Genomic DNA, 15584 nt, shown 5'->3' with positions numbered 1-15584 from the left:
GGGGGAGCGGTCATTCGGCGCGCAGCAGCGGCTGGGTGGAGCAGCGGAACGCGCCGCCGAACAGGCGCGACACCGAGAAGTCGATGTACTCGACGGTGATGCCGCGCTCTTTGAGCTGGGTGCCGACCCGGTCGAATCGCGGGTCGGTGATGTAGGTTTCGCTGTCGATGGGCAGACCGTTGGTGGCCATGGCGGCCGCCTCGTCCTCGGTGACCTCGATGCGCTCCCAGTCGCGCAGCACGGCGGGCAGGCCGTCGGGAAGGCGGTCGGGGCAGGCGATGAGCAGCCCCTCGCGGACCAGGCCCAGCGCGCAGTCCAGGTGCAGGACGTGCTCGGGCATTCGGACCGGGGTGACGGTGAAGCCCTGGGGGCGAAGGTATTTCGCGAGCCAGTTGTAGCCCAGGGCATTGCTCGCCATCCCGGACAGGCCGACGAAGACCTGCTTGCCGAGGACCAGGACATCGCCGCCCTCCAGGAACGGACCGGGTCCCGGATGGCCGATGCCCGGCTGCGGCAGCGAGACGTAGTGCGCGGCAGCGGGCATCACGCGCGCCAGCAGCAGATCACGGCTGGGCAGCACCTCGCGGCGGCGGTGCGGGAACTGGAGTACGCCCTCGATCACGTTCTCGCCCACCGTGAACCACGGATCCCGGACGAAGAAGTTGGCGTAGCCCTCGGGTCCGGCGGCCGCCTTCTCGGCGGCGGTGAACAGGCGCGGGCGCAGCACCTCCACGCCGTGGCGTTCCAGGACCGCGGCGAGCTCGTCGCGTTCGGCCTCCCACGCGCGTTGCTTGTCGGGGTACACCTCGCCGAAGGTCTTGCCCCAGACCACGTCGAGGATGCCCACCGCGGCCGGTTCCACCGGCATCGCATGGCCGAGTAGCTCGGTATTGTCCGGAGCGCGGAATTCGCTCTGAGAGACCACCACGGTCCGCAGGGGCGCGAACTCACTATCTACGCGAACATTCTCAGTTGCAGCAGACATAGGTGAACGATAGCGCCCGTGATCCGGACCGGCGCGTCCGCGAGTCGTGATTGCGGGCTGTTCGCTGAGCGCCGTACCGTCAAGGACATGGTGGAGTGGCGGGCGCTGGTGCGGTTCGCGGCGGTCTACGCCGCCACCGCGACGGCAGGGCTGGCGATCATGATGCCCGTCAGCTACGGCTGGTTCACCTCCGCACCCCAGAAGGTCGACCTCATGGTGCGCAGCGTGCCGCTGGCCATGGAGTCCGGCGCCCTGGTCGCGGTGATCTGCGCGGCCGCGGTGGTGAGCATCGGCAGCAGCCGCGCCGCCTGGTGCGCGGTCGCGGTCGCGCTGCTGGGCATCCTGGTCAATCACGCGGGCATGTCCGGGGTCGGCATGGATTCGCTGACCACCGTCAACTACGTCGACGCCCTGTGCGCCGGTGTCATCATCGGCTGCCTCGCGCCCGTGGTGTGGACGCCGTCCCTGGCGGGCGGCGCGTATCTGTTCGGCGTCCTGAGCTCGGTGATCTTCGGAGATCTCGCCCAGCCACCCGACGAGGATCGGTGGTCGAGCACCCTGGACCGCGTATTCGGCGGCGCACCGCCGGTGTGGCTGATCCTGGTGGCGCTGGCGCTGGTCGCGGCGAATCTGCCGGCCCGAAGCCACCTCAGGCCGATGCCGGGTGAGGGACCGGACTTCTCGCTGGCCCCGATCCTGTCCGGAGCCGTCGCGGTGTTCACGCTGGCTCGGGCCTCGCGCTGGCTCGCCGAGAGCGGTGACCGGGTCGTGGTGGTCGTCGCGGGTGTCGCGCTGGTGATCGGCGGGGCGTTGCTGGCCGCGGTGATCCTGCCCGGTCGCGACGGGGTGCTGTTGCTGTTGCTGGTCGCCTTCGCCGCCGCGGCGTCCGCGGTGGTCACCGTGCCGCGGCCGGGCTGGGCGAATCTGCTGATCGACGTGGCGGTCGCGGTGGGACTGCTGGTGGCGTGGCTGCGGCCGCGCCCGTATGTCGCGATCGCGGCGTCGGCGGTGCTGGCCGCCGTGGCGGCGCTGCTCGCGCTGACCGGGGTCTCGAACCCGGTCTGGGCGGTGCTGGGCGTGGTGGCCATCGGTCTGGTGGGCGGCGGCAATCTCGGGTCCGCGCTGCCGCGGCGCGCGACGAGCGCGGTGGTCGCGCTGTCGGTGCTGTTCGTGCCGTCGGCGGCGGTCGCGTTGCGCGGCAGGCCGTTCGGGCGGATCGGATATTCACCGCACTGGTATCGACTGCCCCAGGTACCGCACGAACCCGTGCCCGCCTACGCGGCGCTGGGGATCACCGCGGGCTGTGCCCTGGGGATCTACCTGCTGCGGCGCCGGCGGCCCGAGCAGTCGACACCGGTCGGTCCGGTCGCCGTCGAGACGGGAGAAGTCCATGGCGACGCGTGACTCGGCGCCGACGAGCGATTCGGTGCCGACGAGCAGCACCGTCCCGATCGGCGGCGCGCTGCCGCTCGGCGGCGCGATCCCGACCGGAAAGCGGGTCGCCCTCGCCCTGGGCAGCGGCGGGGCCCGCGGATACGCGCATATCGGTGTCATCGCCGAGCTGCGGGAACGCGGCTACGAGATCACCGGGGTGGCGGGATCGTCGATGGGTGCGCTGGTCGGCGGACTGTACGCGGCCGGCAAACTCGACGAATTCACGTCCTGGGCAACGACTCTCGGCCAGTTCGAGGTGGCGCGCCTGCTGGATCCAGCGTTCAGCGAGCCCGGTGTGATCCGGGCGGGGAAGATCCTGGACCGGATCCGGGAGATGCTCGGCGAACTGTGCATCGAGCAGTTGCCGATTCCCTACATCGCGGTCGCCACCGACATCACCACCGGCCGCTCGACCTGGTTCCGCGACGGCGAACTCGACGCCGCCATCCGCGCCTCGATCGCCATCCCCGGCTTCATCACCCCGGTGCTGCGCGAGGGTCACGTGCTCGTCGACGGCGGCGTCCTCGATCCGCTGCCGGTGGTCGCCACCATGGCGCTGGGGCAGGCGGATCTGCTCATCGGGGTCGACCTGTCCGGTCCGCCCGACCCCGCCTACGACCGGGCGCAACCGCGGACCAACTGGTTCACCCAGTGGTGGCGGGCCTCCGCGCAACGGCTCGGCCGCACCCCGGAGGCTCCCGTCGAGGAGCAACCGCCCGCGCTGAGCAGTGTGCGCGCCACCGACGTCGCGCAGCGGGCCATCGATCTGATGCTGGCCTCCATCACCCGCCAGCATCTTGCCGCTCACCCGCCCGACCTGGTGATCTCGGTGCCGCAGAACATCTGCGGCACCATGGATTTCCATCGCGCCGCCCCGATCATCGAGCAGGGCCGGGCGCTGGCCGTCGCGGCTCTGGACGCACTGGCCGACGCGGGCGCCGCCGCCCTGCCCGACTGAACGATTGCCCGGAGGTCACCGGTACGATCGGCGCGAACCGGACCGCCCGCCAGGGCGGGTCCCCACCCGAGCGAAGGACTCCGTAGCAGCATGAAGTTCGAGAATGTCACCGTCACCAAGCGCGCCAACGTCTACTTCGATGGAAAGTGTGTGAGCCACAACATCGAGCTGGCCGACGGCACCAGCAAGTCGGTCGGTGTCATCCTCCCCGCCACCCTGACCTTCAACACGGGCGCGCCGGAGATCATGGAGCTGCTCGAGGGCCAGTGCACCGTCACCCTCGCCGGTGGGACCGAGGCCGTCGCCTACAAGGGCGGCGAGTCCTTCTCCGTCCCGGGCAACTCCAGCTTCGTCATCGAGGTCACCGAGCCGGTCCACTACGTCTGCCACTTCGGCTGAGTTTCGCTGTCCTGGCGGCCCGGTCTCGCGAATGAGGCCGGGCCGCAGTCATTTCCGCCGCCGACGTGGTAGGCAGGGGTATGACGACTCTGGGAGTGGTGTTCCGGCCGCAGCAACCGCCCGAAAGGTTGCGGGAGGTGGTGCGGGCCGCGGACTCCTCGGGACTCGAGGAACTGTGGCTGTGGGAGGACTGCTTCCTGGAGGGCGGCGTGTCCACGGCCGCCGCGGCACTGGCGTGGAGCGAGCGGGTGCGGATCGGGGTCGGGGTGCTGCCGGTGCCGCTGCGCAATGTCGCGATCACCGCCATGGAGCTGGCCACCCTCGAGCGGATGTTCCCCGGGCGCGGGATCTGGGGTGTGGGGCACGGGGTGCAGGAGTGGATGGGGCAGGTGGGGGAGCGGGTCGCCTCGCCGCTGACCCTGCTGCGGGAGTATCTCGAGGCGTTGCGCGCGCTGCTCGCGGGTGAGCGGATCACGGTGCGGGGCAGGTACGTTCAGCTCGACGGGGTGGCGCTGGACTGGCCGCCGCCGGCCGCGCCGCCGATCCTGGCCGCGGCCACCGGGCCCAAGACGCTGGAGTTGGTGGGGGCCGCGGCCGACGGGGTGATCCTCACCAACTCCACGTCCGCGGCCGGGATCCGTTCGGCCGTCGAGACCCTGCGGGCCGCCCGGCCCGAAGCGGCTGCGGCGCAGCCCTATCCGGTGGTCGTGTATCTGCTCGCGGCGACCGGGCCCGGCGCCGCCGAGCGGGTGGCGGCAGATCTGGCGTCCCAGGACCGCGACGGCATCCCCGACCTCGGCGCCGCCGGTGACGCCCGTGCCATCGCCGACACCGTGATCCGGTGGGCGGAGGCCGGGGCCACCAGCGTCGTGCTGCAACCCACCGCCGACGAGCCGGACCCGGCGGGCTTCGTGCGCTTCGCCGCCGAGCAGGTGCGGCCGCTGCTGCCCTGAGCCGGTGCGAGCGGTGAATCCGCCCGCACCGCACCGGATTCCGCGCCTCAGCGCAGGTCGCGGAAGAACTCGCGGATGTCGCCGATCAGGATCTCGGGTTCCTCCAGGGCCGCGAAATGCCCGCCGCGATCCACGTCCACCCAGCGGGTGATGGTGTTGGAGGGCTCGCAGTAGCGGCGGATGCAGACATCGTGGGCGAAGGCGATGACGCCGGTCGGGACACCGGAATTAGCCGCGGGGGCACCCCATTCGCCGGTCTGGGCGTAGCCGACGTAGGCCGCGGACCCGGCGGTGCCGGTCAGCCAGTACAGCATCACATTGGTCAGCAGCCGATCCCGATCGATGATCTTGTCCGGCACCACGTTCCGTGGGTGCGTCCACTCCCGGAACTTGTCCATGATCCAGGCCAGCTGCCCCACCGGCGAATCCACCAGCCCGTAGGCCAGCGCCTGCGGCCGGGTGGACTGGATCGCGATGTAGCCGAACTCCTCCCGCATGAACGCCCCGATCCGGCGGACGCGATCGCGCTCCAGCTCGGTGAGCTGGTCGAGTTCCTCCGCGGCCGACGGCGGCGGCAGATTCGGGCCGCCGTTGACGTGCACGCCGATCACCTTGTCCGGGGCGGTGCGCGCCACCTCCGGGCTCACCGCGCCGCCGATGTCACCGCCCTGCACCCCGTAGCGTTCGTAGCCCAGGCGTTCCATCAGCTGCGCCCAGACCCGGCCGATCCGCGCGCGGGTCCACCCGGTGTCGGCGACCGGGCCGGAGAACCCGAACCCGGGCAGCGACGGAATGACCAGGTGGAAAGCGTCGGCCGGATCCCCGCCGTGGGCGGCGGGATCAGTGAGCGGCCCGATGACATCGAGGAATTCGACCACCGAGCCGGGCCAGCCGTGGGTCAGCAGCAGCGGCACCGCGCCCGGTTCGGCCGAGCGGATGTGCAGGAAGTGCACCCGCTGCCCCTCGATCTCGGTGTGGAACTGCGGATACCGGTTGAGCTCGGCTTCGGCCGCGCGCCAGTCGTATCCGGTGCGCCAGTGCTCCACCAGTTCCCGCAGCCAGTGCACGGGCACGCCGGTGTCCCAGTCGTCGCCCGGCAGCGGGGCGGGCAGCTGGGCGGATTCGAGCCGCCGCCGCAGATCGTCGAGTTGAGTCTGGGGGATGTCGATGCGGAAGGGAGTGACCTGTTCGCTCATGAGAACAACGTTACGAGCCGGTTAGGACAGATTCCGCCCTAGCTGTCGGGCAGAATCGAATTATGTTGGAAACCTCGGCCCGACTGCTGCGACTGCTGTCGTTGCTGCAGACCCCGCGCGAGTGGAGCGGCGCGGATCTGGCCGCCCAGCTCGAGGTGGACGTGCGCACCGTGCGCCGCGATATCGAGAAGCTGCGCGCCCTGGGCTATCCCGTGGACGCCACGCCCGGTTCCGCCGGATACCGCTTGGGTGCTGGGGCGAACCTGCCGCCGCTGCTGCTCGACGACGAGGAGGCCGTCGCGGTCGCTGTCGGCCTGCGCACCGCCGCGGGCGGCACCATCGCGGGCATCGAGGAGAGTTCGCTGCGCGCGCTCACCAAACTCGAACAGGTGCTCCCGTCGCGGTTGCGCCACCGGCTCACCGCCCTCCAAGACGCGACCGTCTCCGTCCCCTCCGGCGGACCCCGCGTCGACCCCGACACCCTCACCGCCATCGCCGCCGCCATCCGCGACCAGCATCGCCTGCGTTTCGACTACCGCACCCACGCCGGCGCCGAAACCTCCTACCGCACAACCGAACCGCACCGCCTGGTCCACCACGGCCGCCGCTGGTACCTGACCGGATGGGATGTCGACCGCGAGGACTGGCGCACCTACCGCGTGGATCGCCTCATCCCGCGCACTCCCACCGGCCCCCGTTTCATCCCGCGCGAGGCCCCCGACCCCGCCGACCAGGTCTCGCGCGGCGTCACCTCGGCCCCCTACCGCTACCGCGCCCGGATCACCCTGCTGACCTCCGCCGACCGGGCCGCGGATCTCATCTCCCCGACCTGGGGAGTCCTCGAAGCCGTGGACGCGACCAGCTGCGTCCTGCATACCGGCGCGAACTCACTGGACACGATCGCCGTCTATGTGGCGGGCTTCGGTTTCGAATTCCGGGTCATCGAGCCACCGGAACTGGTCGACCGCATCCGCGAACTGTCCATGCTGCTGGGGCGTGCGGCCGGGGACTGCTGAACGGGTCGCGCGCCGCGACCGGATTCAGCCCGCGAGGGCCGTGGTGGTCGCGGAACGGATTGCGGCGGTGACGGTTTCGGGCTGCTCGAGCATGATGAGGTGGCCGCAGTCGGAGAGGGTGATGGCGTGGGCCGGACGCAGGGTCTCGTTGAGACGAGCGCCCGCGGCGGCGGAGAGGATGCGGTTCTTCTCGCCCCAGACGGTGGTGATGGGCGGGAACGCCGGGGAGGGGTGGAAGGTGTCGAGCGTGGCCAGCGTGGGGAGGTCGCGCGCGATGGCGGCGGGCGGGAGCAGCCGGCGGGGCTCGGACCAGCGGTGGCGCAGGGCGGTGAAGGAGGGGGAGGTCATGGCGCGCCCGCGCGGGCCGAGCTGTTCGCGGACCACGAGGTTGGCGGCGACACCGGGCAGGCGGATCGCGCTCGCCACGGAGTCGAGAGGGATGCGGGACGCGGCGCGAGCGGTCCAACCGGTCGGTGTCGGCCGCAGGGTGGCGGCCGTGAGCGGGCTGCACAGCACCAGGGCGCGCACGTTCTGCGGGTTGGCGCGGGTGTAGAGCAGCGACAGCGCACTGCCGAAGCAGTTGCCGACCAGCGTCACGTTGGTGAGATCGTGGGCGCTGATGAACTCCGAGACCAGCCGCACATAGTTGGCGACGGTATAACCGCTGGTGGGGGAGTCGGAGTCGCCGTAGCCGAACAGATCCAGCGCGTAGACGCTGTGGGTGGCGGCCAGGGCCCGGGTCTGGTTGGCCCAGATGTGGCGGTCGCCGCCGATATTGTGCAGGAACAGGATCGGATCGCCGGATCCGGCGTGGTCGTAGGCGACGGATACGCCGTGATAGTCGAATGCCGGCATCGGGCGCTCTCCTCATTGAGTGCGGTACTGCGCTGTATCCAAGCCATGGTAGCCGGTACCGCGCGTAACACAAGGTTTCGCGGAGAGCGCCCGAACGCTGGTCAGCGGGTGGATCCGGCGATCACCCCCGTGCGGTGAATCCAGGATTTCAGTTCGGCCATGCCGGTGTCGCGATCCATCACGGGCCGGTATCCGAAATCGCGGGCGGCGGCGGAGGTGTCGTAGGTGCCGGTGCGGGTGAGCACCGCCACCGAGTAGCGCGACAGCGGCGGGGTCCAGTGCTCGGCGAGATACGGGACCCGCCGCAGGTTCTCGATCACCGACACCACCAGCGCCACCAGGCGCGGGTCCAGCGCCCGGCCCGGCGGCGGATATCCGAGGTCGGCGGCGACCTCGGCGAGGAACCCCCACACCTCGGTGCGTTCGGCGTCGGCGATGAAATACGCTCTGCCGCCGACGTTCTCGCTGGCCGCGGCCTTGACCATGGCGTCGACGATATTGTCCACGTGGCACAGCGAGGCGTGGACGCCGCGCCCGCCCGACAGATCCGGCAGGGTTCCCGCCGCCGCCCGTTCCAGCAGCCGCACGATCGGCCCGGACCGGTCGCCCGCGCCCCAGATGGCGCGCGGCCGCAGCGCGCAGGTGGTGAAGCCGGGCGCGTCGGCCGCCAGCACCAGGCGTTCGGCGGCGGCCTTGGTCTCGCAGTAGTGGTTCAGATAGCGCGACGGATACGGAACCGACTCGTCGATATCGATCTGGTCGCCGCCGTCACGATCCATCAGCGCGCTCGGACTCGACACGAACACGAACCGGCGCGCGCCCCCGGCGGCGGACGCGGCCAGCAAACGCGCGGTGGCCGTGGTGTTCTCGGCCCAGAACCGGGCGCGGGTGCCGCGCTCGTCGACCCGGGCCGCACTGTGGAACACCACGTCCACGCCCGCGACCGCCCGCTCCAGCGACGCCGGATCACCGAGATCGCCGACCACCCGCTCCACCTGGTCCAAGGCCGGGGTCAGGTCGCGCAGATCGCTGGTGGGCCGCACCAGAATCGACACCTCGTGCTCCCCGTCGCCGACCAGGCGGCGGGTCAGCGCACCGCCGAGGAACCCCGAGGCCCCGGTCACCAAGACCCTCATGACGCCCCCTGTCCGAGCTGCTTGTCCGCCCACACCGTCAGCCGTTCGCGGCCGATCTTGGCGTTGTGGCGGATGTCCACCGGGAAGCGGGGGTGGAACAGGAACTCCGTCACCGGCTTGGTGATCTCGAATTCGTCGCGGCGCCCGCGCAATTCGCGCTCGACGGCGTCGCGGTCGGCCCCGGGCTCGAGTTCGACGCACAGCACCGGCAGGTGCTCGCCGCGGGTGCCCACGCCGACCAGAGCGCTCCGGGCGACGCCCGCGACGGTATTGAACACCTGCTCGACCTGGACGGTGAACATCGGTCCGTGCGCCGTCTCCAGCCGTTGACTCTTGCGGCCGCAGAACCGGATTCGTCCCGCGTCGTCCAGCCAGGCCAGATCGCCGGTGCGATGCCAGATCACCTCGTCGTCGGTGATCTTGCCGACCCGGTCAGCGGTCGGCGGCCAGAAGTAGCGGGTGCTGACGTTCGGTCCGGCCACCACCAGTTCCCCGATCCCGAGCGGGCCCGCGAGGCCGCCCCGCCCCTCGACATCCGACCAGTCCGGCAGCGGATCATCGGTGATGGGGATGATGCGGGCCCGCACGTGCAGCGCGGGCGCGCCCACGCAGACGCCGTGCCCGGTATGGGCCTGCGTCACGAGTTCGCCCAGCAGTTCCCGGGATTCGATGGTGGCCATGGGCAACGCCTCGGTCGCGCCGTATCCCGAGTACACCTTGGCGTCGGTGGGCAGCACCTCGCGCAGTCCGGCGATGCAGCTGTCCGGCACCGGCGCGCCGCCGGAATAGACGCTGCGGATGCTCGGCAGCGCGGCCCCGGTGCGGCGGATGTGGTCCAGCAACGGGATCAGCACGGCGGGGGAGGCGAACATGGTCCGCACCTGGAACCGTTCCACCGCGTCCACGACATGGGCGGGATCGGTCGCCCCGACCTTGGACGGGATCAACGGCGGTAGCACGCACCGGGATCCGAGCAGCAGTTCCAGGATGCCCGCCACCGGTGCGGTGATCAGCGAGGTCTCCGGCGCGACGTGCTCGCGTGCGGCGTCCACCTGATCGATCATGGCGGCGAGATTGCCGTGGGTGAGCACCACCGCCTTCGCGGGTCCGGTGCTGCCGGTGGTGTAGGCGATGAGCAGCGGCTCGTCGTCGGGCGCGGGCTCGCGCTCGGGCAGGGCGGAAGCCGGTGTGCGGCCCCAGCTCTCGAGGGTGGGTCCCTGCCACCAGGAGCGGCCCACGGTGACCGCCACTCGCACCTTGCGGAAGTAGGCGCGGAACACGATGCGCAGCGCCTGCGCCTCGGTGACACCGACGAACGCCTCGGCGTCGGCGGCGCGCAGGCAGCGCAGCATCTTGAACAAACCCATGCCGGGGTCGATCACCACCGGCACCGCGCCGATCTTGAACAGTCCGTACAACACCGCGTACAGCTCCGGCCCCGGCCGCACCAGCACGATGGTGCGCACGCCGCGGCCCACCCCGGTCGCGAGGAACCGCTCGGCAATGGTGTCCGACCACGCGTCGAGTTCGGCGTAGGTGAGTTGCCGGTAGTCGGGCAGGCCGGCCCGGTCGCGGCCCTCGGCGTGGATCACCGCCGCCCGGGCCGGATGCTCGGAAACGATATCGGTGAATCGATCGAGGGCGCGCCAATAAACAGTGGGCAAGGAATGCGACACACTTCCCCCAGGGAATTGTCGAGGAATGCGAGGAATATGTCGGTGAGGCTACACGGGGCTCTCCGCGGCCGCTAGCCGTGTCGATTCGAATTCGTTTGACATACAACGGGTTTAGTGTGTCTCGCGGTACCGACACCGGTTACTCCGGACCCCCTATCCCACCCCTATGGGGATTCGAAATACTGTGTACAACAGGCTGATCCGTGATCATTGCCCCGCTCTCCTCCGCCCCTCCGTACGGTAGCTTTCCACTCGGCATCGGGGCCTACGGAAATCCACCCGAGAGAGCAGGGGGCCACATGCGTACACGCTTCGAATCCATTGGCGCGTATACACCCAGCACCATCCGTTCCACCGAAGACGTCATCAATGCCCTGTCGGTACCGCGGGCCTTGGATCTGGAACGAATTACCGGAATCAAGAATCGCCGCGTGCACAATAGCGACCCCGGCGATTACGAATCCTCCTTCGTGCTCGCGCAGCGGGCCATCGAGGATTGCCTGGAACGCTCCGGCTACGCGGCCGAGGACCTGGACGTGATCATCTCGGTCTCGATCACCCGGTTCACCGCGCCCGGGCAATACTGCTTCGCCCCGTCGTTCGCCGCCCAACTCGGCGCCGCCATCGGCGCGGGCACAGCGCTGCATTTCGACCTGTCCAACGCCTGCGCCGGGATGATCACCGGTGTGCTGGTGCTGGACCGCATGATCAAGGCCGGCGTGGTGCGTCGCGGCCTGGTGGTCAGCGGCGAGCAGATCACCCCCATCGCCGAGACCGCCACCCACGAGATCTCCAAGCCCTACGACCCGCAGTTCGCGGCGCTCACCGTCGGCGACGCCGCGGTGGCGGTGGTGGTCGACGACCGCGGCGACGATGACGACGAGATCCACTACATCGAACTCATGACCACCTCGGCCGGCGCGGAACACTGCATCGGCATGCCGAGCGACAAGACCACCGGCATCGCCATGTACACCGACAATCGGGCACTGGCCAGCGAATCCCGTTTCCTGCAGGGCATTTCGCGCATGGCCGACTTCCTCTTCGAGACCGGCCGCGCCTGGGAGAGCGAGAAATACGACTACTGGATCCACCACCAGTTCAGCGGCCCGGCCATCGAGTACATCAGCTCGCTCACCGAACGCCATTTCGACACCCCCATGCCGCAGGCGCTCAATATCTACGCCGAGTACGGCAACACCGCGTCCACCTCCCACTTCCTGGTGCTGCGCGAACATCTGGCGCAGGGACGAATTCCGCGCGGCTCCAAGGTGCTGCTGATCCCCGAGGCGTCCGGGGTGGTCTCCGGTCACCTCGCCGCGACGATCTCCCGGCTGGAGGCCTGAATCCATGAACACCGCAATCGTTTCCGCGGCCGTGTGCACCGACGCGGACACCGGCAGCTATTTCGAACTCGCCGCCCGCGCGGGGCGGCAGGCGCTGGCCGCCGCCGAGATCTCCGCCGACCGGGTCGGACTGGTGATCAACGCCGGGGTGTTCCGCGACAGCAATATCGCCGAACCCGCTGTCGCCGCACTGATCCAGAAGCGCCTCGAGGTCGGCCTGGAGTACTCGACCGGCCGCCTGCCCGCCTTCTCCTTCGATCTGCTCAACGGCGGCACCGGGGTGCTGCACGCGCTCATGACCGCGCACTGCTTCACCGGGCTGGGCGATGTCGAGTATGCGCTCATCGTCGCCGGGGACACCCACCCCACCACCGAGCGCGGTCGGGAGGACTTCCCGTACACGGCCAGCGGCGCCGCGATCCTGTTGCACGCCGGCGGTGACGGGGGCGGTTTCGGCCGCCTCTACACGACCGGGAACACCGGTCCGCTCACCCCGACCGCCTGGGCCGACCTCGAGGCCGCCGGAACCGCGGGCCGCGGCGCGCTGACCGTGCGCGCCGCCACCTCCGATCCGCTGGATCTCGCCGAAACAGTGCTGCGGGAATGTCTTTCCGGCGAGGGCCTCGAACCCGGCGACTTCGCCACCGGCGCGGCGGTGCTGCTCGCCCCGGCCCCGGTCGCCGGATTCCGCGAGCGCGTGGCCTACCGGGTCGGGGTGCCGTCGTCGGCGGTGGCCGGAGTCGATCCCTTCGTGGGCGACCCGTATTCGGCGGGACCGGTGCACGCGTATCTGAGCGCGGCAGGTCAGGGCATGCTCGACGAAGCCCGGTCCGTGGTGTTCCTCGGCGTGGACGGCGACGCGGCCGCGGCCCTGGTCTACCGTCCGCGAGTGCTCGCCCCCACCTCCTAGGGGAAAGTGAAATACACTATTTGGCAGTAGATTTCGAAACCCGCTGTGCCCCGGCTGATCCTGGGCGTCCACACGCCCTCGCTGCAATGATGCCGCTCGCGCACACCGAAGCTCGCCGTGCCATGTCCGTCAGCCGGGCGCCCGCGATTCGGTGAAGGGACCTCAGATGGCACGGTCGGTCGGACGGGACCGAGGGGGATTACCGGTGGGGGCCGGTGTCGGGACACGGACGGCCGAGGCCGAACGGCTGCGGGTCGCGCGGGCGGCGGCGGTGCTGGGCGAGCGGGCCACGGCGGCCCGGGTCGCGGCGCTGACGGACCGCGAGCCGGGCGAGATCCGCGCGATCATCGCGGAACTGGCGCGCGCCGGTCTGATCCTCGGCGACGGCCGCCCGCATCCGGACATGGCGGCGCTGGTGCTGCGCGAACTGCCAGGAGAGGAGTGCCGCGCGCTGCACGCGGGCGCCGCCGAACTGCTGTGCCGAGAGGGCCTGCCCGCGGTGACGGTGGCCGCGCACCTGGTCGAGGCGGGCGACGCCCGCGGATCGTGGGCGGCGCAGGTGCTCCTGGAGGTCGCCGACCGGGCCTTCGAGGCCGACGAACTCGACAGCGCCGGAACCTATCTGGAGCTCGCGTACCGGGCCAGCCGCCGCGCCGACGAACGGGCGGGCATCGCGACCCGGCTGGTCGCGGTGGAATGGCGGATCAACCCGTCCGGGCGCACCCGTAACTTCGGGCGGCTCAAGGCGGCCCTGCGCACCGGGCGGGTGCCGTGCCCGGAACTACCCATGACCGTGCTGCAGATGCTGTGGCACGGTCACATCCTGCACGCCGACCACGCGCTGCTGCGGCTGCGGCGGGAGGCCGATGCCGCGCTCGGCGATCGGCTCGAATTCCTGGGCGCGTGGCTGCGCTACACCCACCCGGTCCAGGCCCAGCGGCACTCCTGGCTGCTCACCGCGCCGCGCCCGGCCGCCTCCGGCTCGCCCGCACCGCACCGTGATTCGGCGCATCGGCAGGGCGCCGCCCTGCTCGACGGCCTGTGGAAACAGCGGCCGCCGGAGGAGACCGCCGCCGCGGCGCAACGCGTGCTGGCCCAGCACCGCCTCGCGCCCGACACCGTCGAAGTGCTGGTGGCCGCCGTGGACTGCCTGCTGCACACCGACCGCCTCGCCGCCGCCGACGCCTGGTGCGCGTCGCTGCTCGCGGAGGCGACCGCGCGGCGCGCCCCGACCTGGCAGGCGCTGTTCGCCACGGCCCGCGCGGAAACGCTGCTCCGCAAAGGCAATCCGGTCGAGGCCGCCGGGCACGCCACCGCCGCGCTGAACCTGCTGCCCGCCGAACAGCTCGGGGTGTGGCTGGGCCGGGCGGTCGCGGTGCTGGTGCGCGCCCTCACCGCGCAGGGCCGTCACGTCGAGGCCGCCGCCCAGCTGGAACGCCCGCTGCCGCGCGCGGTGTTCGAAACCCGTTTCGCGCTGGGCTATCTGCGCGCCCGCGGAGAGCACTGCCTGGCCATCGGGCTGCTCGGCGAGGCCGAACGCCACTTCCGCCGCTGCGGCCGGCTCATGACCGAATGGGGTCTGGACTTCGCGTGGCTCGCGCCGTGGCGCAACGACCTGGCCGCGGTGAGTCTGGCGGCGGGAGAGTCGCGGCAGGCCCGCGCCTTCGCCACCCGGCATCTGGACGCGATCGGCGGGGCCGAACGGCATCACAGCGGCGGGGTGTCGCTGCGACTGCTGGCCGCCACCGGCGACCCGCTGCGCCGGGTCACCCTGCTGCGGCGCGCGGCCGCCCTGGCCCGCTCCGGCGGTGACGAGCTCGAATTGGCCACGGTGCTGGCCGATCTCGGGGCCGCCTATCGGGCGCTGGGGGAAGCCGATCGGGCGCGCCCGCCCTTGCGTGAGGCGGCGCGGCTCGCCGAAACCTCCGGCGCGGAACCGCTCCTGGCCCGACTGCAGGTCGACTCCAGCCCGGGACCACGAGACGCGATGGGCGGCAACGGGTTCGAGGCACTGAGCCCGGCCGAGCGGCGCGTCGCCGAACTGGCCGCGAGCGGGAACCGCAATCGCGATATCGCCGAAACCCTCGACATCACCACCAGTACGGTCGAGCAGCACCTCACCCGGGTGTACCGCAAACTGTCCGTCGCCCGCCGCAGCGAACTGCGATTCGCCCTGGCGGCGCGGACCGCGGCCGGCGGAAGGACCGCCACCGGCTGACCCGGATCAAGGTCGGGCATCGATTCGGGTGAATCCGGGCGGCCCCGGACGGGCGCTCCTATCGTGAAGCCATCCGGAAGGGGTCGTCATGACGGCAACGGACAAGATCCTCATCATCGGCGGACTGTTGACCCTCACCTACGGGGCGCTGCTGGGATATCCCCTGATCGCGCTGCGGCAGCGGGAGGGCACTCCACCCGCTCCCCGCTATCTCAATGTCGCCCACGTCGGGGCCATCCTGCAGGGCGCGCTCGTGCTCGGCATGGTCTGGGCGGCCCGGCTGTCGGATCTGCCCGACGGCTGGAACATCACGGCCGCTGCGCTGGTGGTGGCCTCGGGCGCGTTCATCGCCGCCAAGGACACCATCAACTGGCTGACCGGGGTCGAGGACGAATTCGCGGACAAGGCCAAGACCATGCCACTCGGTGTGGCGGGCGCGCTGACCTTGACGGTGGGCCTGATCATCTTCGTCGTGGGCGACCTGGCCGCCCTCTGAACCGCG

Annotated in this window: 14 protein-coding genes; 9 read left to right on the top strand and 5 right to left on the bottom strand. The window is 70.8% G+C overall.

Going from position 1 to position 15584, the window contains the following annotated elements; genetic code table 11:
• Nucleotides 1-10: 10 nt before the first annotated feature.
• Complete coding sequence (locus ABZ382_RS03975) at nucleotides 11-928, bottom strand: arginine deiminase family protein (protein ID WP_357083572.1); 918 nt, start codon at nucleotides 926-928, stop codon at nucleotides 11-13.
• A 144-nt stretch (nucleotides 929-1072) separates the two neighbouring features.
• Here ABZ382_RS03975 and ABZ382_RS03970 point away from each other — a divergent pair, with 144 nt between their 5' ends.
• The 4 genes from ABZ382_RS03970 to ABZ382_RS03955 all read left to right on the top strand — a co-directional run bounded on the left by ABZ382_RS03970 (nucleotide 1073) and on the right by ABZ382_RS03955 (nucleotide 4729).
• Nucleotides 1073-2389 carry a hypothetical protein gene (locus ABZ382_RS03970; protein ID WP_357083569.1) on the top strand — a complete coding sequence of 439 codons (1317 nt, stop codon included), beginning with the start codon at nucleotides 1073-1075 and terminating at the stop codon, nucleotides 2387-2389.
• Nucleotides 2376-3377, top strand: a complete 1002-nt coding sequence (locus ABZ382_RS03965) for a patatin-like phospholipase family protein (RefSeq protein WP_357083566.1) — start codon at nucleotides 2376-2378, stop codon at nucleotides 3375-3377. Before ABZ382_RS03970 ends, ABZ382_RS03965 begins: the two co-directional genes overlap by 14 nt.
• A gap of 90 nt (nucleotides 3378-3467) precedes the next feature.
• On the top strand, nucleotides 3468-3776 hold the full coding sequence (locus tag ABZ382_RS03960; protein ID WP_357083563.1) for a pyrimidine/purine nucleoside phosphorylase: 309 nt from the start codon (nucleotides 3468-3470) through the stop codon (nucleotides 3774-3776).
• A gap of 80 nt (nucleotides 3777-3856) precedes the next feature.
• On the top strand, nucleotides 3857-4729 hold the full coding sequence (locus ABZ382_RS03955) for an LLM class flavin-dependent oxidoreductase (protein WP_357083560.1): 873 nt from the start codon (nucleotides 3857-3859) through the stop codon (nucleotides 4727-4729).
• Nucleotides 4730-4776: 47 nt separating this feature from the next.
• Here the strand turns inward: ABZ382_RS03955 and ABZ382_RS03950 are convergent, their stop codons facing one another.
• Nucleotides 4777-5925: an epoxide hydrolase family protein gene (locus tag ABZ382_RS03950; protein WP_357083557.1), complete on the bottom strand. Its 1149-nt coding sequence runs from the start codon at nucleotides 5923-5925 to the stop codon at nucleotides 4777-4779.
• 62 nt (nucleotides 5926-5987) lie between these two features.
• Between ABZ382_RS03950 and ABZ382_RS03945 the strand changes: the two genes are divergently transcribed.
• A complete protein-coding gene (locus ABZ382_RS03945; RefSeq protein ID WP_357083554.1) occupies nucleotides 5988-6941 on the top strand; it encodes a YafY family protein in 954 nt (317 codons plus the stop codon).
• Between the two features lie 24 nt (nucleotides 6942-6965).
• On the opposite strand, the gene ABZ382_RS03940 is transcribed toward ABZ382_RS03945, so the two are convergent.
• The 3 genes from ABZ382_RS03940 to ABZ382_RS03930 form a co-directional block, all read right to left on the bottom strand.
• Complete coding sequence (locus tag ABZ382_RS03940; RefSeq protein WP_357083551.1) at nucleotides 6966-7796, bottom strand: alpha/beta hydrolase; 831 nt, start codon at nucleotides 7794-7796, stop codon at nucleotides 6966-6968.
• Between the two features lie 101 nt (nucleotides 7797-7897).
• Nucleotides 7898-8932: an NAD-dependent epimerase/dehydratase family protein gene (locus ABZ382_RS03935; protein ID WP_357083548.1), complete on the bottom strand. Its 1035-nt coding sequence runs from the start codon at nucleotides 8930-8932 to the stop codon at nucleotides 7898-7900.
• Complete coding sequence (locus ABZ382_RS03930; RefSeq protein WP_357083545.1) at nucleotides 8929-10596, bottom strand: fatty acid CoA ligase family protein; 1668 nt, start codon at nucleotides 10594-10596, stop codon at nucleotides 8929-8931. Before ABZ382_RS03930 ends, ABZ382_RS03935 begins: the two co-directional genes overlap by 4 nt.
• 311 nt (nucleotides 10597-10907) lie before the next feature.
• On the opposite strand from ABZ382_RS03930, the gene ABZ382_RS03925 reads away from it, so the two are divergent.
• From ABZ382_RS03925 to ABZ382_RS03910, 4 genes are all read left to right on the top strand, one after another.
• Nucleotides 10908-11954, top strand: coding sequence for a 3-oxoacyl-[acyl-carrier-protein] synthase III C-terminal domain-containing protein (locus tag ABZ382_RS03925; RefSeq protein ID WP_357083542.1), 1047 nt, complete (start codon nucleotides 10908-10910; stop codon nucleotides 11952-11954).
• Nucleotides 11955-11958: 4 nt separating this feature from the next.
• Nucleotides 11959-12864 carry a hypothetical protein gene (locus ABZ382_RS03920; RefSeq protein WP_357083539.1) on the top strand — a complete coding sequence of 302 codons (906 nt, stop codon included), beginning with the start codon at nucleotides 11959-11961 and terminating at the stop codon, nucleotides 12862-12864.
• 205 nt (nucleotides 12865-13069) lie between these two features.
• Nucleotides 13070-15082 (top strand): LuxR C-terminal-related transcriptional regulator, encoded by a 2013-nt coding sequence (locus ABZ382_RS03915; RefSeq protein WP_357083536.1) that lies wholly within the window; start codon nucleotides 13070-13072, stop codon nucleotides 15080-15082.
• A gap of 88 nt (nucleotides 15083-15170) precedes the next feature.
• A complete protein-coding gene (locus ABZ382_RS03910; RefSeq protein ID WP_357083533.1) occupies nucleotides 15171-15578 on the top strand; it encodes a hypothetical protein in 408 nt (135 codons plus the stop codon).
• Nucleotides 15579-15584 lie beyond the last annotated feature (6 nt).

This window comes from Nocardia sp. NPDC005825 (assembly GCF_040630175.1).
GTDB lineage: Bacteria > Actinomycetota > Actinomycetes > Mycobacteriales > Mycobacteriaceae > Nocardia.
Note: the sequence above shows the minus strand (reverse complement) of the source record. Positions and strands in the feature narration are given on the sequence as shown.

Excerpts from the sequence above, each read along its gene's own strand:
- ABZ382_RS03970 (WP_357083569.1), top strand. The coding sequence starts at position 1,073 with ATGGTGGAGTGGCGGGCGCTGGTGCGGTTCGCGGCGGTCTACGCCGCC.
- ABZ382_RS03965 (WP_357083566.1), top strand. The coding sequence starts at position 2,376 with ATGGCGACGCGTGACTCGGCGCCGACGAGCGATTCGGTGCCGACGAGC.
- ABZ382_RS03960 (WP_357083563.1), top strand. The coding sequence starts at position 3,468 with ATGAAGTTCGAGAATGTCACCGTCACCAAGCGCGCCAACGTCTACTTC.
- ABZ382_RS03955 (WP_357083560.1), top strand. The coding sequence starts at position 3,857 with ATGACGACTCTGGGAGTGGTGTTCCGGCCGCAGCAACCGCCCGAAAGG.
- ABZ382_RS03950 (WP_357083557.1), bottom strand. The coding sequence starts at position 5,925 with ATGAGCGAACAGGTCACTCCCTTCCGCATCGACATCCCCCAGACTCAA.
- ABZ382_RS03945 (WP_357083554.1), top strand. The coding sequence starts at position 5,988 with ATGTTGGAAACCTCGGCCCGACTGCTGCGACTGCTGTCGTTGCTGCAG.
- ABZ382_RS03940 (WP_357083551.1), bottom strand. The coding sequence starts at position 7,796 with ATGCCGGCATTCGACTATCACGGCGTATCCGTCGCCTACGACCACGCC.
- ABZ382_RS03935 (WP_357083548.1), bottom strand. The coding sequence starts at position 8,932 with ATGAGGGTCTTGGTGACCGGGGCCTCGGGGTTCCTCGGCGGTGCGCTG.
- ABZ382_RS03925 (WP_357083542.1), top strand. The coding sequence starts at position 10,908 with ATGCGTACACGCTTCGAATCCATTGGCGCGTATACACCCAGCACCATC.
- ABZ382_RS03920 (WP_357083539.1), top strand. The coding sequence starts at position 11,959 with ATGAACACCGCAATCGTTTCCGCGGCCGTGTGCACCGACGCGGACACC.
- ABZ382_RS03910 (WP_357083533.1), top strand. The coding sequence starts at position 15,171 with ATGACGGCAACGGACAAGATCCTCATCATCGGCGGACTGTTGACCCTC.